The organism is Colwellia sp. MB02u-6 (assembly GCF_014077095.1).
In the GTDB taxonomy this organism is placed as follows: Bacteria; Pseudomonadota; Gammaproteobacteria; order Enterobacterales; family Alteromonadaceae; genus Cognaticolwellia.
The window spans coordinates 59,501-78,932 of sequence record NZ_JACGVG010000030.1; the positions used below are offsets into that span (position 1 = coordinate 59,501).

Annotated in this window: 23 protein-coding genes; 14 read left to right on the forward strand and 9 right to left on the reverse strand. The window is 39.6% G+C overall.

Annotated features, from left to right (window positions below; all coding sequences use genetic code 11):
• Positions 1–2 precede the first annotated feature (2 nt).
• Genes gspG through H4J46_RS07580 form a run of 8 tightly spaced genes read left to right on the forward strand, consistent with a single transcriptional unit; the run spans position 3 to position 5,622 of the window.
• The gene (gspG, locus tag H4J46_RS07545; RefSeq protein WP_182191144.1) at positions 3–437 is read left to right on the forward strand and encodes a type II secretion system major pseudopilin GspG; all 435 of its coding nucleotides are present in this window, start codon (positions 3–5) and stop codon (positions 435–437) included.
• A 26-nt stretch (positions 438–463) separates the two neighbouring features.
• Positions 464–1,087: a type II secretion system minor pseudopilin GspH gene (gspH, locus tag H4J46_RS07550; RefSeq protein ID WP_182232916.1), complete on the forward strand. Its 624-nt coding sequence runs from the start codon at positions 464–466 to the stop codon at positions 1,085–1,087.
• Positions 1,071–1,469: a type II secretion system minor pseudopilin GspI gene (gene gspI / locus H4J46_RS07555; RefSeq protein ID WP_182232917.1), complete on the forward strand. Its 399-nt coding sequence runs from the start codon at positions 1,071–1,073 to the stop codon at positions 1,467–1,469. Before gspH ends, gspI begins: the two co-directional genes overlap by 17 nt.
• Positions 1,466–2,137, forward strand: a complete 672-nt coding sequence (gene gspJ, locus H4J46_RS07560; protein WP_259365732.1) for a type II secretion system minor pseudopilin GspJ — start codon at positions 1,466–1,468, stop codon at positions 2,135–2,137. Before gspI ends, gspJ begins: the two co-directional genes overlap by 4 nt.
• 2 nt (positions 2,138–2,139) lie before the next feature.
• On the forward strand, positions 2,140–3,165 hold the full coding sequence (gene gspK, locus H4J46_RS07565; protein WP_310650215.1) for a type II secretion system minor pseudopilin GspK: 1,026 nt from the start codon (positions 2,140–2,142) through the stop codon (positions 3,163–3,165).
• Complete coding sequence (gene gspL, locus H4J46_RS07570) at positions 3,165–4,415, forward strand: type II secretion system protein GspL (protein WP_182232918.1); 1,251 nt, start codon at positions 3,165–3,167, stop codon at positions 4,413–4,415. Before gspK ends, gspL begins: the two co-directional genes overlap by 1 nt.
• On the forward strand, positions 4,412–4,879 hold the full coding sequence (gene gspM, locus H4J46_RS07575; protein ID WP_182232919.1) for a type II secretion system protein GspM: 468 nt from the start codon (positions 4,412–4,414) through the stop codon (positions 4,877–4,879). The genes gspL and gspM overlap by 4 nt, the downstream gene beginning before the upstream one ends.
• Positions 4,879–5,622: a type II secretion system protein N gene (locus tag H4J46_RS07580; protein WP_182232920.1), complete on the forward strand. Its 744-nt coding sequence runs from the start codon at positions 4,879–4,881 to the stop codon at positions 5,620–5,622. The genes gspM and H4J46_RS07580 overlap by 1 nt, the downstream gene beginning before the upstream one ends.
• 277 nt (positions 5,623–5,899) lie before the next feature.
• Here H4J46_RS07580 and yrfG read toward each other — a convergent pair whose 3' ends face one another.
• On the reverse strand, positions 5,900–6,577 hold the full coding sequence (gene yrfG, locus H4J46_RS07585) for a GMP/IMP nucleotidase (protein ID WP_182232921.1): 678 nt from the start codon (positions 6,575–6,577) through the stop codon (positions 5,900–5,902).
• A gap of 139 nt (positions 6,578–6,716) precedes the next feature.
• Here yrfG and nudE point away from each other — a divergent pair, with 139 nt between their 5' ends.
• The 3 genes from nudE (at position 6,717) to H4J46_RS07600 (ending at position 8,762) form a co-directional block, all read left to right on the forward strand.
• Positions 6,717–7,274 (forward strand): ADP compounds hydrolase NudE, encoded by a 558-nt coding sequence (gene nudE, locus H4J46_RS07590; RefSeq protein ID WP_182232922.1) that lies wholly within the window; start codon positions 6,717–6,719, stop codon positions 7,272–7,274.
• Positions 7,271–8,089: a 3'(2'),5'-bisphosphate nucleotidase CysQ gene (gene cysQ / locus H4J46_RS07595; protein ID WP_182232923.1), complete on the forward strand. Its 819-nt coding sequence runs from the start codon at positions 7,271–7,273 to the stop codon at positions 8,087–8,089. The genes nudE and cysQ overlap by 4 nt, the downstream gene beginning before the upstream one ends.
• A 91-nt stretch (positions 8,090–8,180) precedes the next feature.
• Positions 8,181–8,762 carry a YceI family protein gene (locus tag H4J46_RS07600; RefSeq protein WP_182232924.1) on the forward strand — a complete coding sequence of 194 codons (582 nt, stop codon included), beginning with the start codon at positions 8,181–8,183 and terminating at the stop codon, positions 8,760–8,762.
• 141 nt (positions 8,763–8,903) lie between these two features.
• On the opposite strand, the gene H4J46_RS07605 is transcribed toward H4J46_RS07600, so the two are convergent.
• From H4J46_RS07605 to H4J46_RS07620, 5 genes are all read right to left on the reverse strand, one after another.
• Entirely contained in the window at positions 8,904–9,140 is a 237-nt protein-coding gene (locus H4J46_RS07605; RefSeq protein ID WP_182232925.1) for a YheU family protein, read from the reverse strand.
• Complete coding sequence (locus H4J46_RS07610) at positions 9,137–10,108, reverse strand: hydrolase (RefSeq protein ID WP_182232926.1); 972 nt, start codon at positions 10,106–10,108, stop codon at positions 9,137–9,139. Before H4J46_RS07610 ends, H4J46_RS07605 begins: the two co-directional genes overlap by 4 nt.
• A 183-nt stretch (positions 10,109–10,291) precedes the next feature.
• Complete coding sequence (locus tag H4J46_RS17175; protein WP_259365733.1) at positions 10,292–10,423, reverse strand: hypothetical protein; 132 nt, start codon at positions 10,421–10,423, stop codon at positions 10,292–10,294.
• 364 nt (positions 10,424–10,787) lie between these two features.
• Complete coding sequence (locus H4J46_RS07615) at positions 10,788–11,525, reverse strand: tetratricopeptide repeat protein (RefSeq protein WP_182232927.1); 738 nt, start codon at positions 11,523–11,525, stop codon at positions 10,788–10,790.
• 84 nt (positions 11,526–11,609) lie between these two features.
• Positions 11,610–13,511 (reverse strand): ATP-binding cassette domain-containing protein, encoded by a 1,902-nt coding sequence (locus H4J46_RS07620; protein ID WP_182232928.1) that lies wholly within the window; start codon positions 13,509–13,511, stop codon positions 11,610–11,612.
• A gap of 131 nt (positions 13,512–13,642) precedes the next feature.
• On the opposite strand from H4J46_RS07620, the gene H4J46_RS07625 reads away from it, so the two are divergent.
• Complete coding sequence (locus H4J46_RS07625; RefSeq protein ID WP_182232929.1) at positions 13,643–13,837, forward strand: YheV family putative zinc ribbon protein; 195 nt, start codon at positions 13,643–13,645, stop codon at positions 13,835–13,837.
• A gap of 513 nt (positions 13,838–14,350) precedes the next feature.
• Here H4J46_RS07625 and H4J46_RS07630 read toward each other — a convergent pair.
• The 3 genes from H4J46_RS07630 to H4J46_RS07640 form a co-directional block, all read right to left on the reverse strand.
• Positions 14,351–14,773, reverse strand: a complete 423-nt coding sequence (locus H4J46_RS07630; protein ID WP_182232930.1) for a tetratricopeptide repeat protein — start codon at positions 14,771–14,773, stop codon at positions 14,351–14,353.
• A 286-nt stretch (positions 14,774–15,059) separates the two neighbouring features.
• Positions 15,060–15,281: a SlyX family protein gene (locus H4J46_RS07635; RefSeq protein ID WP_310650216.1), complete on the reverse strand. Its 222-nt coding sequence runs from the start codon at positions 15,279–15,281 to the stop codon at positions 15,060–15,062.
• The gene (locus H4J46_RS07640) at positions 15,278–16,222 is read right to left on the reverse strand and encodes a hypothetical protein (RefSeq protein ID WP_259365734.1); all 945 of its coding nucleotides are present in this window, start codon (positions 16,220–16,222) and stop codon (positions 15,278–15,280) included. Before H4J46_RS07640 ends, H4J46_RS07635 begins: the two co-directional genes overlap by 4 nt.
• Positions 16,223–16,402: 180 nt before the next feature.
• Here H4J46_RS07640 and H4J46_RS07645 point away from each other — a divergent pair, with 180 nt between their 5' ends.
• Together H4J46_RS07645 and H4J46_RS07650 are read left to right on the forward strand one after the other, a co-directional pair.
• On the forward strand, positions 16,403–17,164 hold the full coding sequence (locus tag H4J46_RS07645) for an FKBP-type peptidyl-prolyl cis-trans isomerase (RefSeq protein ID WP_182232931.1): 762 nt from the start codon (positions 16,403–16,405) through the stop codon (positions 17,162–17,164).
• A 611-nt stretch (positions 17,165–17,775) separates the two neighbouring features.
• Positions 17,776–18,909: an ice-binding family protein gene (locus H4J46_RS07650; protein WP_182232932.1), complete on the forward strand. Its 1,134-nt coding sequence runs from the start codon at positions 17,776–17,778 to the stop codon at positions 18,907–18,909.
• Positions 18,910–19,432: the final 523 nt, after the last annotated feature.

Consider the following 19,432-nt stretch of genomic DNA (forward strand, 5'->3'; position numbering starts at 1 on the left):
AAATGAAAGCAGTCAGAAATATCCGAGGTTTTACCCTGTTAGAAGTTATGGTCGTTATCGTCATTTTAGGCATTTTAGCCAGTATGGTCGTGCCTAATCTGCTCGGCAGCCAAGAGCGTGCCAATATCCAAAAGGCGGTGTCAGATATTAATGCGTTGGAAACATCTTTAACCATGTACAAAATGGATAACTATCAGTACCCAACTACGGAGCAAAGCCTAGAAGCACTGGTCACTGAAACGGACATAGAACCAGCGGCACGTCGTTTTCCACAAGGCGGTTATGTTAAGCGTTTACCTAACGACCCTTGGGGTAATGAATATCAACTACTAAATCCAGGGGAACATAGCGCTATGGACGTTTTTTCTATGGGACCTGATGGTGAGCCTGGTACAGACGATGACATTGGTAACTGGAATTTAGGCGATTATCAATAATCAGTCACCAAGATTATTGACTCACTATGAAGCTTAAAAACGGCCATTTGCCTAAATATAAACATCGCCAACAAGGTTTTACCTTAATTGAAGTGATGCTAGTCATTGTTTTAATCGGCGTGATGGTTTCTGCGGTACAATTTACTTTTTCTGGTAATAAAGCTGAACAACTATTAGAACAAAATAGTGCGCGTTTTGCCGGCGTTTTTGATGTCGCAGCAGAGTACGGCTTGTTAAACAATATAGAGTTAGGCTTGTTTGTTGAAAAAAACACTTATCAATTTCTTGGCTATGACGGTGTTAGTTGGTCGCCGATTGACAGTAATCCTATGTTTGAGGTATTTACTTTACCTGAAGGGATAGAAATTACCTTGCAGCTCGATGACCTGCCTATTGAAGAACCCTTGCTGTTTGATTCGTTGTTATTAATTAATGAAGATCAAGACGATAACTTTACTGAAAAAGAAAAGAAAAAAACCATTCCTCAAGTGTATATGCTCTCTGGCGGTGATATCACCCCTTTTAGTTTAACCTTTTCATTGGCAGAGTTTGCTATTGATGGCGATGAAAATATCAGCTTTAAAGTGTCTGGCATTTACACCACACCATTAACGATAGAAGGGCCATTAGTTAATGCTAACTCTCGTTAACATTAGTTTTCATAAACTGGCAAAAGGCTTTACCTTAATTGAGGTGATGTTGGCGATGGCAGTGTTTTCAATTGCCGGTATTGCTATTTTAGGTACGGCAGATACCAACGTGCGAAACTTAGGTTATTTAGAGAGTAAAATCATGGCGAGTTGGGTGGCATCGAACCAGTTAGTCGAAGTCACAGTCAAAAGTGCATGGCCACCAAAGAATAATAAGAAGGGTAAAGTAGAGCTAGCAGGGCAAACATGGTTTTGGCAACAAAAAGTACTTAAAACAACGGATAAAGACATGCGTTCGATTGTTATGCAAGTGCGACTTGACGAGAAAGAAGTTTCAGCATTAACCAGTTTAACGACTTATATCTCTAAGCCTAACCAATGAAAGTTGCTATCATTAAACATGTTTTTTTGAAAAAAACCGTTAGTTTTATGCCAAAGCGCAGCCAAGGCTTTACCTTATTAGAAGTGCTGATTGCGATTGCGATTTTTTCAGTGATCAGTATGGCAAGTTTTAGTATTTTTGAAACTGTGATTAACAGCGACACAGCAACCAAAGCACGCACTGATCGTATTAACGAGCTGCAGCGGGGTTTTTTAATTATCGAGCGTGATATGTTACAAATAGCGCGACGCAGTGTTCGTTTAAACGGTGAAGCACCCCTGAGCGATTTTCTACATACGGACAACGACAGCTTCACTACCAGTGAACAGGCCATAGCTTTTGTTCGTCATGGTTGGACTAACCCAGGATTACTGTTACCGCGCAGCGATATGCAGTCGGTAGCTTATCAACTAAACGAAAATACTGTCGAGCGAGTACACTTTAATTTTGTTGATGCCGTGTTAGGCGAGGTGCCAAAAGTCAGGCCATTAATATCGCAGGTAGAAAAACTAAATTTCGAATTTTATGATGGGAAAAAATGGCAAGAAGCCTTGCAAGAAAATAGCTTACCGATGGCCATTGCAATTGAAATAGACACCACAGACTATGGCATTATTCGTCGCCAATTTATCGTTGCCGGTGATAACCTGCAAGATAATGGGGGCTAGCTGTGATAAAAATTTTTGCAGGTAAACATAGCGCCAAAGGTGTTGCGTTAATCACCGTTATGCTTATTGTGGCATTAATCGCTATTTTGGCAACACAAATGACCGCGCGGTTACAATTGCAAATGCAACGCACCACCAATATTGCCTCAAACCAGCAAGCCTATTGGTATGCCATGGGCGCAGAAGCTTTTGCAAAAAGAGTGTTAATACAATCCTTTGCAGATAATGCCGAGGTAACACATTTAGGTCAAATTTGGGCGCAAGGGGAGAACACTTTTCCTGTCGATTTGGGCGAAATTACTGGTGAAATAACAGATTTAAATAGTTGTTTCAACTTGAATGCCTTACGAGTCGACGATGATGATGACAGTAACAACATTAATAATAATGGCAATGTAGTAAAAAAATCGCCAGCTAGAGCCGCGTTTGAAGAATTACTTATTATCATGAATATTGAAGGTGTTGGCAGTTTTGAAGCGCAATATATGGCAGATGCTTTAACCGACTGGTTAGACGCTAATAGCAGCATTTCAAGTTCAGGCGGTGCTGAAGATAATGATTATGCCGCAAAAGCATTCCCTTATTTAGCGGCAAATAATTATCTTGCGAGTATCGGCGAGTTAAGAGTCGTTGAGCATTTTACGGTCAATGTCATTAATAAACTCAAAGACTACGCCTGTGTTTTACCTAATACTAACCTCAATAAGATTAACGTTAATACCATCGCATTGGATAAGCCTGAAATACTTGTCGCCATGTTAGGAATAAGTCAAAATGAAGCGACACAAGCCTTGACTGCTCGCGGTGAAGAAGGCTTTAAAAGTGTTGATGAATTTTTTAATTTAAGTGAGTTGAGTAAAGCTAAAATACCTCCCAAGAAAAAACAACAATTTGCCGTTACCAGCGAGTATTTTAAGCTCAAAACAACAGCAAGTTTTAATAACAGTTACTTTGCTTTGAATACCATTATGAAAGTAGACAATAAAAACAATATAAGTGTGATCAGTCGCATCATAGGACGAGAGTAATGGGTGAAACCTTATTTATCCGTTTAGGCAGCCAAGTTGAAAATAAACTTCACTGGCTGATCAAAACCAACGGACAAGAAGATATTATTGCAAGTGGTGAGTTACCTAATGCCAACGCATTGAGTCAATTAACTGAAAAATCGACAGCACGGGATGTGGTCGTTTTTGTACCCGCAAGTGACATTGCTATTAAACGCTTAAAAGTGCCTGGCTCATCTCAACGAGCTATTCGTTTAGCGGCGCCATATATGATGGAAGAAACGCTGGCACAAGATGTTGAGCAACTATGCTTCGCCTTTAGTGATACAAAACCAGATGATCAGGGTAATAACTGCTTTGTTGCGGCACTTGAGCGTAAGCAGTTAGAGCTTTGGCTACAGTGGCTGGCCAATGCAGGAATATTCACTAAGTCAATCATCCCCGATGCTCTGGCATTACCCTTAAATAGCGTAAGCAGTACGGCAGTGATGCTAGGTGAGCAAGTATTAATCCGGCTTGGTGCATGGCAAGTGATGTCATTTGAAGCCAATGCCTGGCCTATTATTGCGCAATACTTCAGTGCACGGGCAGAAAATAGTGCCCTAGCAGAAAATGAACACACCATTTTGGCCTATTCACCTCTACCGCAAGTGCCGGTGGAAATAAAGGTCGAATACTTACCCGAAGAGCTGCCTTTAGCCATTTTAGCGAATAATCATTGCTCTAAATTCAACCTACTGCAAGGTGAGTTTCAAGTAAAAGAAAAACGTTCAGCAACCAAGACTAATTGGCTTTGGGTCGCCGGTATTGCCTGTGTAGCCTTAGTGCTTAACTTTACCCTTAAGGGAGTAGAGTTATATCGCTTGTCGGATCAGCAATCGGTTATTGAAGCGCAAATTATCGCTAATTATAAAGCCGCTTTTCCTGAGACTAAGCGCGTAAAAGTGTCAACCGTTCGCTCACAGTTACGACAAAAATTAGCTGAGGTGGGTAATAGTGGCGAATCTATAGGGTTCTTATCATTATTAGTTAAGCTTGAGCCCGCATTAGCCAGTGTACCTGAGATTAAACCACAAACACTAAAGTTTGACGGTAAACGCCATGAAGTTCGTATGCAAACTATTGCTAAAGATTATCAATATTTTGAAAAGTTAAAAGTGGCGCTTGAAAAGGCAGGATTAACAGTGAATTTAGGTGCACAAAATAATCAAGGCGAGCAAATTTCAGGTTCGTTTAGTATTTTAGATACCAAAGCTAAGGGGCGCTCATGAAAGCTTGGTGGCAACAGTTAAATACTCGTGAACAACGTTTGATCAGCGTGATGTCAGTGCTTATATCAATATTTATTTTATATGGTCTTATTTGGCAACCACTGACGGAAAATATAGAAAAAACAACATTAAAGCTTGAACGTCAACAAGCTTTGTTAACTTGGGTGGCCGAAAACACCCAACGCTATCAACAAGCAAAACGCAATGCACGTGCTAGTTCGGGCGCCAGTTTGTCAAGCATAGTCAACCGCACTTCCAGCGCTAACAATATAACGATTACTCGTATGCAGCCCCAAGGCGATGACTTACAGGTCTGGATTGATGAAATATCATTTAACCAGTTATTAACTTGGTTAGAGCAATTGGCTATTAGCGATGGTTTGCAAGTTAAAAATATAGATCTGAGTTCAGCTGATCAACAAGGTATGGTTCGTGTTCGTCGATTACAGTTAGGAAAGAATTAATGAAAAATAAGTTTGCTTATATCGCCATTTTTCTCACCGCGTACAGCGTTTTTGTTTTAGCATTAATGCCGGCAAGTTGGTTGATGGCGCAAATTAACTTACCCAAAAATGTCACTATCGCCGCAGTAGAAGGCACTATTTGGCAAGCAAGTGTTAAGCAAGTAATGGTTGATGACGTTGTAATTAACCAAGTGCAGAGTTCGCTATCTTTTATGTCTTTGTTAATGCTTGACCCAAAACTTGATATTAGCTTTGGTGGTGCTTTAGTCAATGGCCCTGAAGGACAGTTGACGATAAGTGACTTATTATCTGACATGGTGATTAAAGATGCGCAGATAGACCTTGCTGCCAACACAGTGACCGCGAGGCTTAATTTACCGGTTAATGTTATTGCCCATGAACAATTAGCACTAACTATTGACCGTTTTATTATTGGCACGCCGATATGCCTTGAATTACAGGGGAATTTGCAATGGCGTAATGCTGGTATTACCGCTTTTGATGAAAAAGTTGAGTTTGGTACACTTAAGGCAAAATTAACCTGTGATAAAGGCGAACTTGTCGCTGATATAGACCCTGAAAATGATTTAGGACTAAGTTATCGTGCCCAGTTAAAACAAGGCGGGCGTTTCTCAGGCAGTGGGTATTTAACCCCAGGTGCTAAATTTCCTGAGCAATTAAGATCAGCATTAAGCTTTTTGGGTAAGCCAGATAATAAAGGTCGATATCGCTTAAAAATATAATGCCTACATAACGGCGACATAAGATATAACTCACCTTATGCCTAGGTGAGTTATATCAAATACTTTATTGCTCTTACCTGAGCAATCAATGCGTCAGGTTAGTGTCATAGCGATTGAAATAAATAATCGCTTATTCTAAAGTGGCCTAAATATTTCATAACTGTATTACTCTCAATCACACACGCGAGTTATTTTGCCATCAAGCGCCTTGCTCTTGAATACTTCATATCACTTATAATTACTGACTCAATGTAATGGCTATCATACTCAAGGATGATTAATTGTCCCATTTACTGTTGTTTATTCCTGCCAGCAAAACACTATAATCAGTAATCGACGGGTAATCATTAATCACAGCACTGGTTTTTTTACTATCGGGGTTTGCCACCGCTAATAAATGCTCAATGCCATATTTTTTAGCAGAATCGAGCATAATGACACTGTCATCAACAAAAAGTGTCTTCTCTAAGGCAAAACCATGCTTTTGATGTAGGCGTTGCCAGAGTAGTTGTGATTCTTTTGTCACACCAAATTCATGAGTTGAATAGAGGGTATCAAAGTATTTATCTAACTTAGTGCGCTCTATTTTTAGCGATAAACTATCAGGATGGGCATTGGTGACCAATACCACTTCACGCCCTGATGACTTAAGCGCGACGAGAAAATCATGTGCGTCACTGCGCAGTTGAATCAAATGTTGTACTTCGCGTTTTAGGTCGATGATCGATAGTTGTGTTTGCTGGGCCCAATAATCAAGGCAATACCAGTCTATAGTCCCTGCCACTTTTTCGTAATGATTGGCTAATGACGTTTGGGCATCAGTTAAACTTACCCCGCGTAAATCACTATAGCGTTTAGGTAAGTAGTGCAACCAAAAGTGATTGTCAAAATGTAAATCGAGAATGGTTCCATCCATATCAAGTAAAACAGTTGAAATTTTTGACCAATCAAGCATAGATTTTTCCCTAGAAACACGTTTATTATAGGAGCATACCAAAGAGGGTTGGTTATGTATTCAACGTTATCGTGTTATGGTTAAACTTTAGTTTTTTTAACGTTGCATTCCCAGTTAAGTTGTTGCAATAAAGGTCATTATGACAACAAAAAAAGTATTACCACAAATTACCGCACGCAAGCAGGTTGCTAAAAGTCGTTTATTTTCGATTGAACAAGTCGACCTAACTTTTACCAATGGCGAAAAACGTGAATATGAACGTATGTCTGGCAAAGGCAGAGGGGCGGTGCTGATTGTTCCTATGCTAGATCAACATACCATGTTACTAGTACGAGAGTACTGTGGCGGCACGCACACTTATGAACTCGGCTTTCCCAAGGGCTTGATTGATGCTGGTGAAAGTGCGGCAGAGGCAGCCAATCGAGAATTAAAAGAAGAAGTGGGCTACGGTGCTCAAACATTAACCTCAATGCATACCGTGACCATGGCACCCGCATTTTTTGATGCCAAAATGACCATTTTTCTTGCGGAAAATCTTTATCCTGAAAAGCTGCTTGGTGATGAGCCCGAAGCGTTAGAATTAATACCTTGGCCGTTAGCAGATTATCGGCAGTTGATGCAAGAGCCAGATTTCAATGAAGCACGCAGTTTTGCCGCGCTGTTATTAGTAAAAGAGCACTTAGGGGGTATTTTATGAACCAAGAAAAATTATTGTCTGTAGCACTTGAAAGTGCCAAAAAAGCGGGACAAGAAGTTGCACGTTGTTATAAGCATGGCAACTATACGGCTGAAATGAAGGAAGATAATAGTCCAGTGACTAGTGCTGATATGGCGGCAAATGACATTCTAATGGACGAATTAAGAAGGCTAACACCTGATATTCCCATTATTTCTGAAGAAGTGGGGGCGTTAGCACTTGCTCAGCGCAGCAAATGGTCACGCTATTGGCTATTAGACCCTATTGATGGAACGGGTGAGTTTATTGCCGGCAGTGGCGATTTCGCTGTCAATGTTGCTTTAGTGGAAAATGGCTGGCCAACTATTGGTGTTATCCATGCGCCTGATCATCAATTAACCTACTATGGCCAAAATAATTTAGGCGCATTTAAAGAAAATGATAGCGGCAGTCATAAAATACAAGTGGCAAGGTATGATGGCCAGCGCCGAATTAAAGTCGCGATTAGTCGTCGCCAAGATATTAACTTAATGGGGCAGTATTTAAATGATAAATACGACTTCGACCATGTTGCTCTAGGTAGCTGCTCGCTAAAAAATTGTTTAATTGCCGAAGGTGGTGCTGATTGTTATTTACGGGTTGGGCCAACAGGTGAGTGGGACACTGGCGCTAGCCATTGTATAATTGAACAAGCAGGTGGTAGTATTATCGACAGTGAATTTAAGCCATTAACTTATAATCAACGTAAAACTTTGATGCAGCCTGATTTTTTATCTTTAGGGAATAAAGAAATCCCTTGGCATGATATTATTAAGCCGCACAGAACAACACGCTAACAATCAATCAGAGCCTTAGTAAAGAATTAACATACTTATTTACTTCAGGCATAAAGACCAAGGCGAAAGCCTGACATAGATGGAATACATAATGCACAAAACAGCTTTAATGTTAATTACCTTACTTGTGACTACAGTCAGTTTACCTGCTTTAGCTACATGGAAACTCGACAATTCAAGTTCACTACTTAGTTTTATTTCGGTGAAAAAATCGTCTATTGCGGAAAACCACAGTTTTGCAAAACTTACAGGCGATATAGACGCAAAAGCACAGGTCACTATTAGTGTTGACTTAGCTAGCGTAAATACCAATATTGCTATTCGCAATGAGCGAATGAAAAAGTTCGTCTTTGAAACGGATAAATATAGTTCAGCAAATTTTACGACTCAGCTTGATAAAGAATTAATTAACACTTTAAAAACTGGCCAAAATCAACAACTCAGTCTTAGCGGCATGCTCGACTTTCATGGCCTACAACAAGCAGTCAATATTGATGTTAGTGTTGTTAAGCTAAGCGCAGATAAAATATTGGTCAACACGATAAAGCCATTTTTTATTAAAGCGGATGCTTTTAGTTTGGTTGCTGGCATTAATAAACTTAAAGAGTTAGCATCTTTACCGAGTATTGATTATGTAGTGCCGGTCAGTTTTTCAGTCACCTTTACTCGTTAAATTAAAGGTCGTTAAGTTTAAATCTTGTTAAGTCTAAAGTTGGTTAAGTTCAACATTCGTTAAATTGACACAGAATTGCTCTTTATCAAAGGCACCTAATCAGTGCCTTTTTCATTGCAATAATAAGTAGTTACATTTTTTTTAAGCGCTTTCCTCACTGTCTTCAACCAATTGATCTGAGGGTACAATATTAACTGTCTCATGTAGTTCTGAGTAGACTAAGAGGGCAGAACCTTGTGTTAATTGCTGACGTACTTGGGTGATTTTATCACTGAGTGACACCTCTTCACTACCATACTCAGTACCTTCGCGAAGGACAAAGTTCTCAATAATGGCGCTTAAAGTCTCGGTTGATAATTGTTCTAATGGAATGATCATAAATATCTCGTAAAAAATTCAGGTATACGCTGCTCAAGCCAAAATTGTGGCTTAAGTGGATTTTTACCGCTAATGAAACCAACATGGCCACCACGAGCACTAATTTCAAAGGTTAATTGCTCTGGTAGAGCACTAATAGCTGTAGTGTTTTCATGGCATAAGAAGGGGTCATCGCTCGCGTGAATGATTAAACATGGCGTGGTTATCTGTTGAAGTACATCTCGACCGCTTGCTTGTTGATAATAGTGATTGGCATCGCGAAAGCCATTAACCGGCGCGGTGACCATATGATCAAACTCTCGAATAGAGCGAACCTTGTCTAAATGGTTTCTGTCTATATTATTGAGTAAATTTGCATTTATTTTTTCAATGGTACTGGCTCTAAGCATATCAACTAGGTACTTTTGATAAACACGCGAAAAGCCTTGATTAATTCTGTCGCAGCAACTTGATAGGTCAAGTGGAGCACAAATTACACCAGCGGCTTGATAGATATTTTGTTTTTGTTCTGCCAAATATTTGGTTAATACATTACCGCCCAATGAAAAGCCTATAATCGCTTTTTTTGCTTTAGGATAATTATTAGCAAGATATTGACTAAAGTAGTCAACATCACAAGTTTGACCACTATGATAAGACTTTGCCATACGATTAGGTCGGCCACTACAACCGCGAAAATGCATTAAAACACCTATCCAACCTTGCGCTTTAATTGCAGATAACATGCCTTTAGCATAATGACTGTTTTTTGAACCTTCTAAGCCATGTAATACGGCCACAATAGGGCGAGAGCACGAAGAGCTAACCTTTTCGGTCCATGCCAAATCAACAAAATCACCATCGGGTAACTCTAAAGTTTCATTTGTGGTGTTAATGGTGTGACCACGCCGAAAAAACTTAGCGGCAATGGTTTGGCAGTGAGGGTTTTTAAGCCACCAAGCAGGACTGAAAGAACTTTTGGTAAACATAACGTGGTAATAGTGTGTAATGCAAAAAATTATTGTACGTTAAAAAACTGTGGATGCCCAATGATTAGCCATTAATCTAGAGGCTTATTAAGCTTAGAGCAGAGTAAAAAACCAAGGCTGAGTCAATAGCACTGCTCTTGTTATATGTTGAGCGTATATACATTGACGGTACTATTGCTAGATTTACTTTTTATCTGCACTGATCTGTTTTAAAAAGTAATAGACATAAAAACTACATATACCCAATAAAAATGCTAAACCAATAAAAGAATAAAGCACAACAGAGTCGTTGATTAACATATTTAACACGTTCATAAGTGACTCCAATAGACATCAAAATAGTAAAAAGATTAAGCAACTATTGTAAATAATAATTCAGCACTACTTATTGATTTAGATCACATTCATTGCGATTGTATGCGGTGAATATGATGGTGGGTAATGGAGGCTAGCATTGATTTTAGGTATGGATTTTTTATAAGTCGTAAGAAAGAAGTAGGTTGGAAATTAACCTCTCCTACACTTAAGTTACTGATTTTTATCATTAATTAGGAGGTTAGGTAGATTGCAGACTGAAAGGAAAAATAAACCTGCTAACGTTTTTTGCGGGTTTATTTTTTTATTGCAGCCGGTTAATAATAGATTATTGTTAACCGGCTAATGCAGACCAACTTTTCGCCTAACGGTTTTGCTCTATTAGCGCTTGCCTTAACTTCAGCTCTCTTTGTTGTATTATGTTGCGTAAAATAGTATCGGCCTTTTCACGGCTGATGTTAATTTCTTCTACCGTCAACTTATACTCGTCCATATCGCGACTTTTTTCTGCTATACGATAGCCATTTCTAGCGGCAATGATATTCCAGATATACGACATCTCTGTACTTTTAGCGACCCCTTTGCCATCAAAATACATTAAGGCGAGGTTAAATTGCGCTAGAGCATAGTTTTGATCAGCGGCCTTTTGATACCAGCGCGATGCTTGCAAATAATCTTGTGGTACACCGCTGCCATTATAAATCATCACCCCTAAGTTAAATTGTGCACGAGGTAAGCCTTTCTTTGCCGCTTTTTCCATTAAGGTATAAGCGGTGTTTAGATCTTTTTTAACAACTTCACCCTCACTGTATAACAAAGAAAGGTCAAACAAAGCATCCGAATAATTTTTTGATGCTGCCAAATGAAATAATTCTACTGCTTTTGTTGGATTTTTCATCACGCCGTAACCATTTAAATAAACTAAGCCCATTTGATATTGAGCAGGTGCATATCCTTCTGCAACCAAAGGCTCAAACTGAGCTATTGCGGCGTTAAACTCACCACGATTAAGATCATATATGGCTAAATCTAAATCTGCGCTGTATGCAAAGTTTGGAATAAATAGGGCAATACTGAGTACAAGTAAGGTCAATTTTTTCATTTTAATGTCCTATAGTCTGATGTTGTCGCCATTAAATGCAATGACAAGGCGTGTTGCTGTTATGTATTAAGTGTAGCAATAAATTTATAATGCCTGTGACATTATTTCTTCAATTTTCTCTTCAAGGTCAAGCCATTGTATTTCATTTGCCGCTAAGTCTTGTGTCAAATTTGCTTGGCGTTTCAGTAGTTCGGTCAGTTTGGTTTTATGCTCAGCTTGATAAATGTCACTGTCTGCTAATTTAGCTTCAACTTCAGTTAACTCGTCTTGGCTTTTTTGTACTAGCTTTTCAAATTTATCTGCTTGTTTGCGCAGAGGTGAGGCCTTTTTACGTAAGTCAGCTTGTTCTTTACGTTGTTGTTTTTTATCAACTTGTGGGTCACTAACGATTTTGTTTGCTTTAACACTTTGCTTTTTATCGTCATTTAACCATTGTTGATAGTCGTCAATGTCACCATCAAAGTCAGTCACGTGGCCGTTAGCCACTAAGTAAAATTCATCAACACATGACTCTAATAAATATCGGTCATGGGCAATAAGAATTATTGCGCCCTCAAAGTCTTGCAGAGCTAGCACCAGTGCTTGACGCATTTCTAAATCAAGATGGTTGGTTGGCTCATCTAGCAGCAGCAGTTGTGGTTTGTCTAAGACAATAAGCGCTAATACTAAGCGCGCTTTTTCGCCACCAGACATAGTGCCGACTTTATCTAGTGCTTGGTCGCCACTAAAGCCAAAGCGGCCTAGAAATGACCGTGCTTGTAATTCGGTTATATCGGCCTTTGCCCGTGTAATATGCTCAATGGCACTACTGGATAAGTGTAGTTGCTCAAGTTGGTGCTGTGAAAAATAACCCACTTTTAAATCTTGCGCACAATAACGCTCACCTTTCAGCAGGGCTAAATCTCCCGCCAATGATTTTATTAATGTTGATTTACCCGCACCGTTGCGCCCGAGTAAGCCAATGCGACTTCCTGGTACTAAGGTCATGGCAACGTTTTCTAAAATAATGGCTTGTTCACTATAGCCACATTGGCTCTCTTTTAGTGCCAGTAACGGATAAGGCAGGGTTTCGGGCTGCTCAAAGCTGAAAGTAAATTGACTATCTACATGAGCTGGCGCCAGATCAGGTAATTTTTGCAGGCGTTTTAAACGACTTTGTGCTTGTTTTGCTTTACTAGCTTTAGCGCGAAAGCGGTCAACAAAAGAGGTTAAGTGAGCAACTTCTTTTTGTTGTTTTTGATATTGTGCATCTTGCTGTGCAAGGTGTTCGGCACGTTGGCGCTCAAAAGCACTATAGTTACCTGAATATAATTTTGCGGTTTGATGCTCAATATGGAGAATTTGGCCAATCACATCATCAAGAAAATCACGATCATGTGAGATAAGTACTAAAGTCCCGGTGAATCTTTTTAACCAACGTTGCAGCCAAATCACGGCATCTAAATCTAAATGGTTGGTGGGTTCATCAAGTAATAATAAATCGGCACGGCTGATCAAAGCTTGAGCTAAGTTTAAGCGCATTCTCCAACCACCAGAAAACGATTTAACCGGGTTAACTAGCTGCTCTTGTACGAAACCTAAACCGTGTAATAATTCTCCCGCTCGTGCCGGTAAACTGTAACCACTGACCGCGTCAATTTGGTTAATAATAGTGGCTTCAAGTGTGCCATTGTCGTTTTCGCGCGCTTGTTCTAATTTAGCTTCTAACTGACGATATTCGACATCTCCATCCATAACATAGTCTAGAGCTGAGCGGTCTAACGCTGGCGTTTCCTGTTTAACGGTAGCAATTTTCCAGCTTGATGGCATAGAAAGGTTGCCCACATCTGATGGTAGTGTGCCCAGTAAGCTGGCAAACAAAGAAGATTTCCCACAGCCATTCGCCCCAACAAGTCCAACTTTATGATTTGGATGTATAGTAAAACTTGATGATTTTATGAGGTATTTTGCGCCTCGGGCTAAACTTAAATCTGTGGCTATGATCATTTATCGTTACTCATTTTAATGCAGAACACTATTGTCGCTTTTCCTTAGGGGGTAGTTCAAGGTAAAATAGAAATCCTAGGCAGATATCTTGCTAAAACCCGTGAAAAACCTCCACAAAATTGAGTAAATAAGTGAAAAAACGATTTATAGCAGGAGCAACCTGTCCAAAATGTAAGGCAATCGATACCATGGCGCTAACTAAAGAGAACAGTGTTGAGACAGTCACCTGTGTAAATTGTGGTCATCAAATGGCGCAACCTGAAGAACATGTTGCACAAGACGTCAGACCAAAAGAGCAGGTAATTGGTATTTTCAAACCAGATTAATAACTTGAACATTAAACATAAATTAAACCTTGTTTAGCCTGAGGCTGTGTCCAGTTGTGGCGCTTAATTGACGAGTACTGTTAAGCCATACTTTGGTCTGATTTAGATATTTCAGCAAAGTCACTAGGCGTTAAGTTTGATTTGTAGCGAGTCAAAAATAAATAAGTCAGAGGTAAAAATATCTGTTGGTGCTGAATTTGGTATTATCGGTTCGACAATCCAATCATCTTTATTTGGTTAGGAGAATTTCTCATTTAGTGTCTTTATTTTAAGCTAATTAGACTCAATTTTTCGATTGAATTAATTTTTACAATTTTTTATCTCTGCTCAACAGTTAATTATCTCTTATCTGTTAGGAATAATATTTCATCATTGCCACCGCCTAGGAAGGGATAAGCTCAGTAAGCTTAAATTTGTGTGGCTAAAGTATGTTGGATAGCACAAGTAGCCAGTACTATCCCAGAGAAAATCCTAGCCACTATTCAATATAGCCTAGCTAAGTTTTAAAATTCATTATGATGAAAGCTTTAACTCTTCCAGTAAGTCATGAATTTCAGCTTTTAATTCTTTATCTGAAATTTTATTACAGCTTATTTTAGCTTTTTCTAAAGACTCAATAGCGCCTGCTTCATCATCTAATGCCACTTTCATTGTCGCGATAGAGTAACTAATAGACGAACGGAAGTCTTTGTCGTTAATCGCTTCAGCTTTTAATAAAGCTTGCTCATAAATAGTAATCGCTAAGGGTAAGTCATCAGTAAAGTCAGCAAGCGTTTCCCACTGCACTGCGTGGTCTTTATCCGTATTTTCATTCTCTTCGCAGAGTTGCTTTAGTTCGGCATAAAAACCATCGAATCTAGATTGGTCTTGCTCTTGAGCTGCTGCCATTAAGTGATCAGCGAAAAAAAGCACTTGCTTGTATATTTTTGTGTTCATGCTGCGACCTTTGTCAGTTGCGTTAACTTGCGTTAACTTGCGTTAACTTGCGTTAACTTGCGTTAACTTGCGTTAGGTTTTGTGATTAACAATATTCATTCGCTAATTATAATGCTTTTATAGCCACCAACCCCAGTTTATTCGCTCATTAGCTTAAAATTTAGCAAAGTAAATTAAATAAAGCGTACTCAATTAGCGCCTAGGGTTATTTTATATCTGCTTTAATAACCGCTCAGGTGTTGAAGTGTTTGGTAGTAATTAGATTACAATATTTAGCTTATTGCTTTTAATAGTGTGGTGGAGGTGGCTCTACTTCTTCTTTACCGTCTTGTTCTGGCGTATTGTCTTTAATTCTGTTGGCAAGCAATGACACTTGCTGTTTAAGCTCTGCAAGCTGGCGTTGATGTAGTGTTATTTCGTGGTTAAGTTGTTCTATTATGTCGTCTTGAAAGGCATTGCGGCTTTCAAGCGTTTCAATTGCTTTGTTTAATTCGTTAACTGATTTCACTGTTTATTTACCTGCCATAATTCGGCGTATCCTGAGGAACTTTCGGTGATTACTTGGTTATTATCTCTAAAAGCGACGCTATAAACAACTGCTCCAGCCGGTCTAATATCATCACGTGGTAAAACACGCCAACTGGTTAGCCGTTCGCCTGTAGCAATATCCCATACGCTAACCTTACGAGAAGGCGCGCCAGTTAATAGTTTAGTGCCATCAGGTGAAAATTGCACCGCACTAAAAATCTCTTGGCGATTAAAATATTTTAATTGGGACACTAACTCACCCGTTTTTAAATCCCAAATATTGGCTGATTTTTTGCTGTCAGCGCTAAAGGCATAGCGTGCTTTAGGATCAAGCGCCACCATAGTCACGCGGCTAGGATGATTAAAACGATAAATAACTTGTCCCGAAACGGTATCCCAGACATAAGCAACAAAATCATTAGAGCCAGAAATAGCTACTCGGCCATTAGGCAGCATATCGATCGCATTAATTTTTTCTTGATGCCCCAAAAACTCTAAGCGGTGGCCATTGGCAATGGTGATGTGTACGACTTTACCGTTATTCTGTCCCACAAGTAAGTAGTCACCGTTATTCGCTACGGCTACATCACGAATACTAGATTCGGTAATTGACCAATAACCTTCTGATTGGCCATTTTTGATATTCCACAGTGAAAAATCATGGCGATTAGCGGTTATGGCATGACTGTTATTATCAGCAATATCTGCCACCAAGACTAAATTATCAGCACTATCTTGCTGTTGCGACCAGTTATATTTCAGCGCGTTTTTTTCCAAATCCCACAAGCTAATGCCGTGATGAATGGATGAGACAACACTGAATTTAGCGTCATTAGAGATATTTGCCGCATAGGCTCCCTCCACCGCATGTTGCCACCTTTTTTCTGGTGCTTGTCCGACAGGCTGACAAGCTGTTAGCAATATCAACACCAATAAAAACAAAAGCTTGGCTTTAAGATTAGTTAAGTTACAGTTCAGCAAAATATTAATACTTTTTTCTTAGGGCATTTATCGTTAGTATAAGCCGCATTGTTTCACAATTCACACATATTTAAATGACTTAGCGGGAATTTCTGACTGAGTAGTAAAACGGAGATATAAATGAGATTTTTTAAACCAACGGTAGTCGCTATTGCTTTATTATCAGTAATGGGTTGTCAAGAACCAGTTAAGCAAGAAGAGCAAACAGTTGCGCTTGATACAGAAATACAAAAACAAGCCTACGGGTTAGGTGCTTCAATTGGTATGTATATGGAGCGTAATCTAGAAGAGCACGATAAATTGGGCTTAACTTTAGATAAAGCACTTATTATTCGTGGCTTTACCGATAGCATGGACGGTAATTCTCAAATTGAACAAGAAGACATTCAAGCCTTGTTGATGAATTTAGATCAAGCAATGAAAGCAAAGCAAGCCGAACAAGCTACCGTAAGTTCAGAAACAAGCTTAGCTGAAGGTCAAAAATTCTTGGCAGAAAATGCTGAAAAAGAAGGTGTTCAAGTTACTGAATCAGGCATTCAATACGAGGTTTTAACCGCTGCTGATGGCGAAAAGCCTGTTGCCACTGATACAGTAAAAGTGCATTACAAGGGTACTTTCCTCAATGGTGAAACTTTTGATAGTTCATACGAACGTGATGAACCCGCTGTTTTTCCACTTAATCGTGTGATTTCAGGCTGGACCGAAGGTGTGCAGTTAATGTCAGTAGGTGCTAAGTTTAAATTTACTATTCCTGCAGATCTAGCTTACGGCCCAAATGGTAACCCACCACGCATTCCGGGTAATTCTGTGCTTCAATTTGATATTGAATTATTAGAAATTCAAAAACCAGAAGCTGCAGCGCAAGTTGGCGATAAAAAGTAAAAGTTCAGCTGTTGTTGAATAAAAAACCAACCTTTTCGGTTGGTTTTTTTATTTTAAAGTATTGGTTTAAGTTGGTATGCGCTAAGTCGATACTTTAGATAAATAGCATCAGAAAAACATACCAAAGCTAGCTTAAATTTTTGTCATTTTTGAAGAATAAAGTATAAGTTTTTATTTGGGGGAGTTACGGGGATGCTTGCTTAACAATTTAGACGACAACTGCTTTGAAAGCACCGGTAAGAGAACAATGCTTTAGAAGCTGAAAAACTATTAATCAGTTACTAATGAAGTTGATAGTTACATTCTATTTTATGATCATAATATCGACATTAGCGATAAATCACATACCTGTTGACCTAACTCCCTCTATGTTGACGGAGGCATGTTGATGAATAAAAGTGTCAGGCTATTATACAGTTTTTGTTTAATCTTAGGTTGTCATTTAAAAAAAAACATTCAACTATCTGTTTTTTAAGTTTATTTTTTTTTAGGCTCTAAAGTTGCTTGTGTATGTGTTGGGCATGGTAATTTACTGCTACAGTAATCTTACCGTTAACCTACAATAACTCTGAAAGGAGCTTTAATTCATTTAATTAAATAACAGGATGTTTATGAAAAAATTAATTATGTCTATGCCATTATTGGCCGCAGCAGTTTGTACACCCGCGTCAGCAGGCTTGATAGGATCAGCAGAGAACTTCGCCATTGTGTCTAACACCTATACCTCTACTGGCGACAGCTCCGTTGTATACGGCAATGTCATAGCCGATACCTACGCAACTGCAGGTGCCAATACCATCATCAATGGTGATTTTCGTACCGGTGATGTGTTGACTCTTGGCGATGGTGCTGCAGTAACTGGTAATGCGCAATCGGTTGAGGCTGGCACGGCCACCGCAAACACTACAGTCGAAGGGAATTTTGAGGTAGGGGGGGTTGGCACCATGGGCGACACGTCCTATGTTCAAGGCAACTTTATATCGGGTCTGGCTGGTACAATAGGCGCAAAGGCTGTCCTCGATGGTAACTGGGAAGTGGGTGCTGGCAGCGTTGCCACGGCTTCCTTATCATCTAACAAAGTAGCTGGCGACGCCGTCGATACAGATACGGCCTATCTTAATGGGGTAAAGTCGGCAATTACTAACGATATGAATGCTGCGACAAATGACCTGATTGCTGCAAAAGTCTCGCTCACTGCTATGGGCTTAGGTACAGGTTTGGCAGCGACAATGACTGTTAACACGACCTACACAGCCGGCGTTTTCAGTGCAGCCAGTTGGTCCACAACCGCTGGTACAACGCTGACGTTAGATGGCCAGGGCCTAGATAACCAGATGTGGGTCTTTAACATCGAAGATATTTTAGCCTTCGGTGGCAATTCAACAGTTAAATTGTTTGACGTGGGTGCAAACGCACAAGTGTTCTGGAACGTTAGTAACCTGACTCCCGGTGGTTACGCTACCCTTGGTGATGGCGCCGATATTGTAGGTACCATCATTGCCGAAGACTACGTCAAGGTGGGTGCTAATGCTTTTGTAAGAAGTGCGTCTGACGGGAACTGTGCTGGTGTATATTCAACGACCTCGTATGTGACTATTGGGGCTAATGCCGTTGTCGGTGGCGCGAACTGCTCAGTAACAACAACAACAACAACAGTGCCAGAACCAGAAACCAATATTTTACTATTGGCTGGCTTGGGTTTGATGGGTTTCATCAAACGCAGACGTTGTAAAAAAGCTGCCTAAGATTGTGGCTTCATTGTATTAATTTAAGCCAAAAAAATAGGTTAAGATCATTCTAGAATGTACTTTGTGGTATTCTCTTGATCAGATAGGGGAACTATAAAGAGGTTTTCCTATTATTAATTCAGAGCTTATAAATCACTACTCTCACCCAGAAAAACCTCAGATCACTAGCTGTAAAAGGCATGACCTACTCGATAATTTATTTCTATTTATCTGCGCTGTTTTCTCTAGTTCAGAGGGATAGGAAGACATTTAAAAGTTTGGTATTTAAATTTTGGTATTCAAAGCTTGGAGGCATAACAATATAAGTAAAGGCTTAAATTTTTTCTTGCGGCGATAGTAAAGTTGCAGCGCTTATTCATAATACTCCCTCGTATGGCCGGGGATTTATTCTGGAGATATTTTGAAGGTGTATTTTGGTCTGTTTTCGTTAATCTTGAGTTGCCTGCAGCTTTTGTGCATCAACGCTGGCTAATGTGATCACATTATTTTAGGCAATAAAAAAGCCTTACCGAAGTAAGGC

What these genes read in the sequence shown, in the direction of transcription:
- H4J46_RS07645 (WP_182232931.1), top strand. Translation starts at nt 16,403, where the DNA reads ATGAGATTTTTTAAACCAACGGTAGTCGCTATTGCTTTATTATCAGTA.
- gspG (WP_182191144.1), top strand. Translation starts at nt 3, where the DNA reads ATGAAAGCAGTCAGAAATATCCGAGGTTTTACCCTGTTAGAAGTTATG.
- gspL (WP_182232918.1), top strand. Translation starts at nt 3,165, where the DNA reads ATGGGTGAAACCTTATTTATCCGTTTAGGCAGCCAAGTTGAAAATAAA.
- nudE (WP_182232922.1), top strand. Translation starts at nt 6,717, where the DNA reads ATGACAACAAAAAAAGTATTACCACAAATTACCGCACGCAAGCAGGTT.
- H4J46_RS17175 (WP_259365733.1), bottom strand. Translation starts at nt 10,423, where the DNA reads ATGAACGTGTTAAATATGTTAATCAACGACTCTGTTGTGCTTTATTCT.
- H4J46_RS07630 (WP_182232930.1), bottom strand. Translation starts at nt 14,773, where the DNA reads ATGAACACAAAAATATACAAGCAAGTGCTTTTTTTCGCTGATCACTTA.
- cysQ (WP_182232923.1), top strand. Translation starts at nt 7,271, where the DNA reads ATGAACCAAGAAAAATTATTGTCTGTAGCACTTGAAAGTGCCAAAAAA.
- H4J46_RS07605 (WP_182232925.1), bottom strand. Translation starts at nt 9,140, where the DNA reads ATGATCATTCCATTAGAACAATTATCAACCGAGACTTTAAGCGCCATT.
- gspM (WP_182232919.1), top strand. Translation starts at nt 4,412, where the DNA reads ATGAAAGCTTGGTGGCAACAGTTAAATACTCGTGAACAACGTTTGATC.
- gspI (WP_182232917.1), top strand. Translation starts at nt 1,071, where the DNA reads ATGCTAACTCTCGTTAACATTAGTTTTCATAAACTGGCAAAAGGCTTT.
- yrfG (WP_182232921.1), bottom strand. Translation starts at nt 6,577, where the DNA reads ATGCTTGATTGGTCAAAAATTTCAACTGTTTTACTTGATATGGATGGA.
- gspJ (WP_259365732.1), top strand. Translation starts at nt 1,466, where the DNA reads ATGAAAGTTGCTATCATTAAACATGTTTTTTTGAAAAAAACCGTTAGT.
- H4J46_RS07580 (WP_182232920.1), top strand. Translation starts at nt 4,879, where the DNA reads ATGAAAAATAAGTTTGCTTATATCGCCATTTTTCTCACCGCGTACAGC.
- gspH (WP_182232916.1), top strand. Translation starts at nt 464, where the DNA reads ATGAAGCTTAAAAACGGCCATTTGCCTAAATATAAACATCGCCAACAA.
- H4J46_RS07650 (WP_182232932.1), top strand. Translation starts at nt 17,776, where the DNA reads ATGAAAAAATTAATTATGTCTATGCCATTATTGGCCGCAGCAGTTTGT.
- H4J46_RS07615 (WP_182232927.1), bottom strand. Translation starts at nt 11,525, where the DNA reads ATGAAAAAATTGACCTTACTTGTACTCAGTATTGCCCTATTTATTCCA.
- H4J46_RS07610 (WP_182232926.1), bottom strand. Translation starts at nt 10,108, where the DNA reads ATGTTTACCAAAAGTTCTTTCAGTCCTGCTTGGTGGCTTAAAAACCCT.
- H4J46_RS07600 (WP_182232924.1), top strand. Translation starts at nt 8,181, where the DNA reads ATGCACAAAACAGCTTTAATGTTAATTACCTTACTTGTGACTACAGTC.
- H4J46_RS07620 (WP_182232928.1), bottom strand. Translation starts at nt 13,511, where the DNA reads ATGATCATAGCCACAGATTTAAGTTTAGCCCGAGGCGCAAAATACCTC.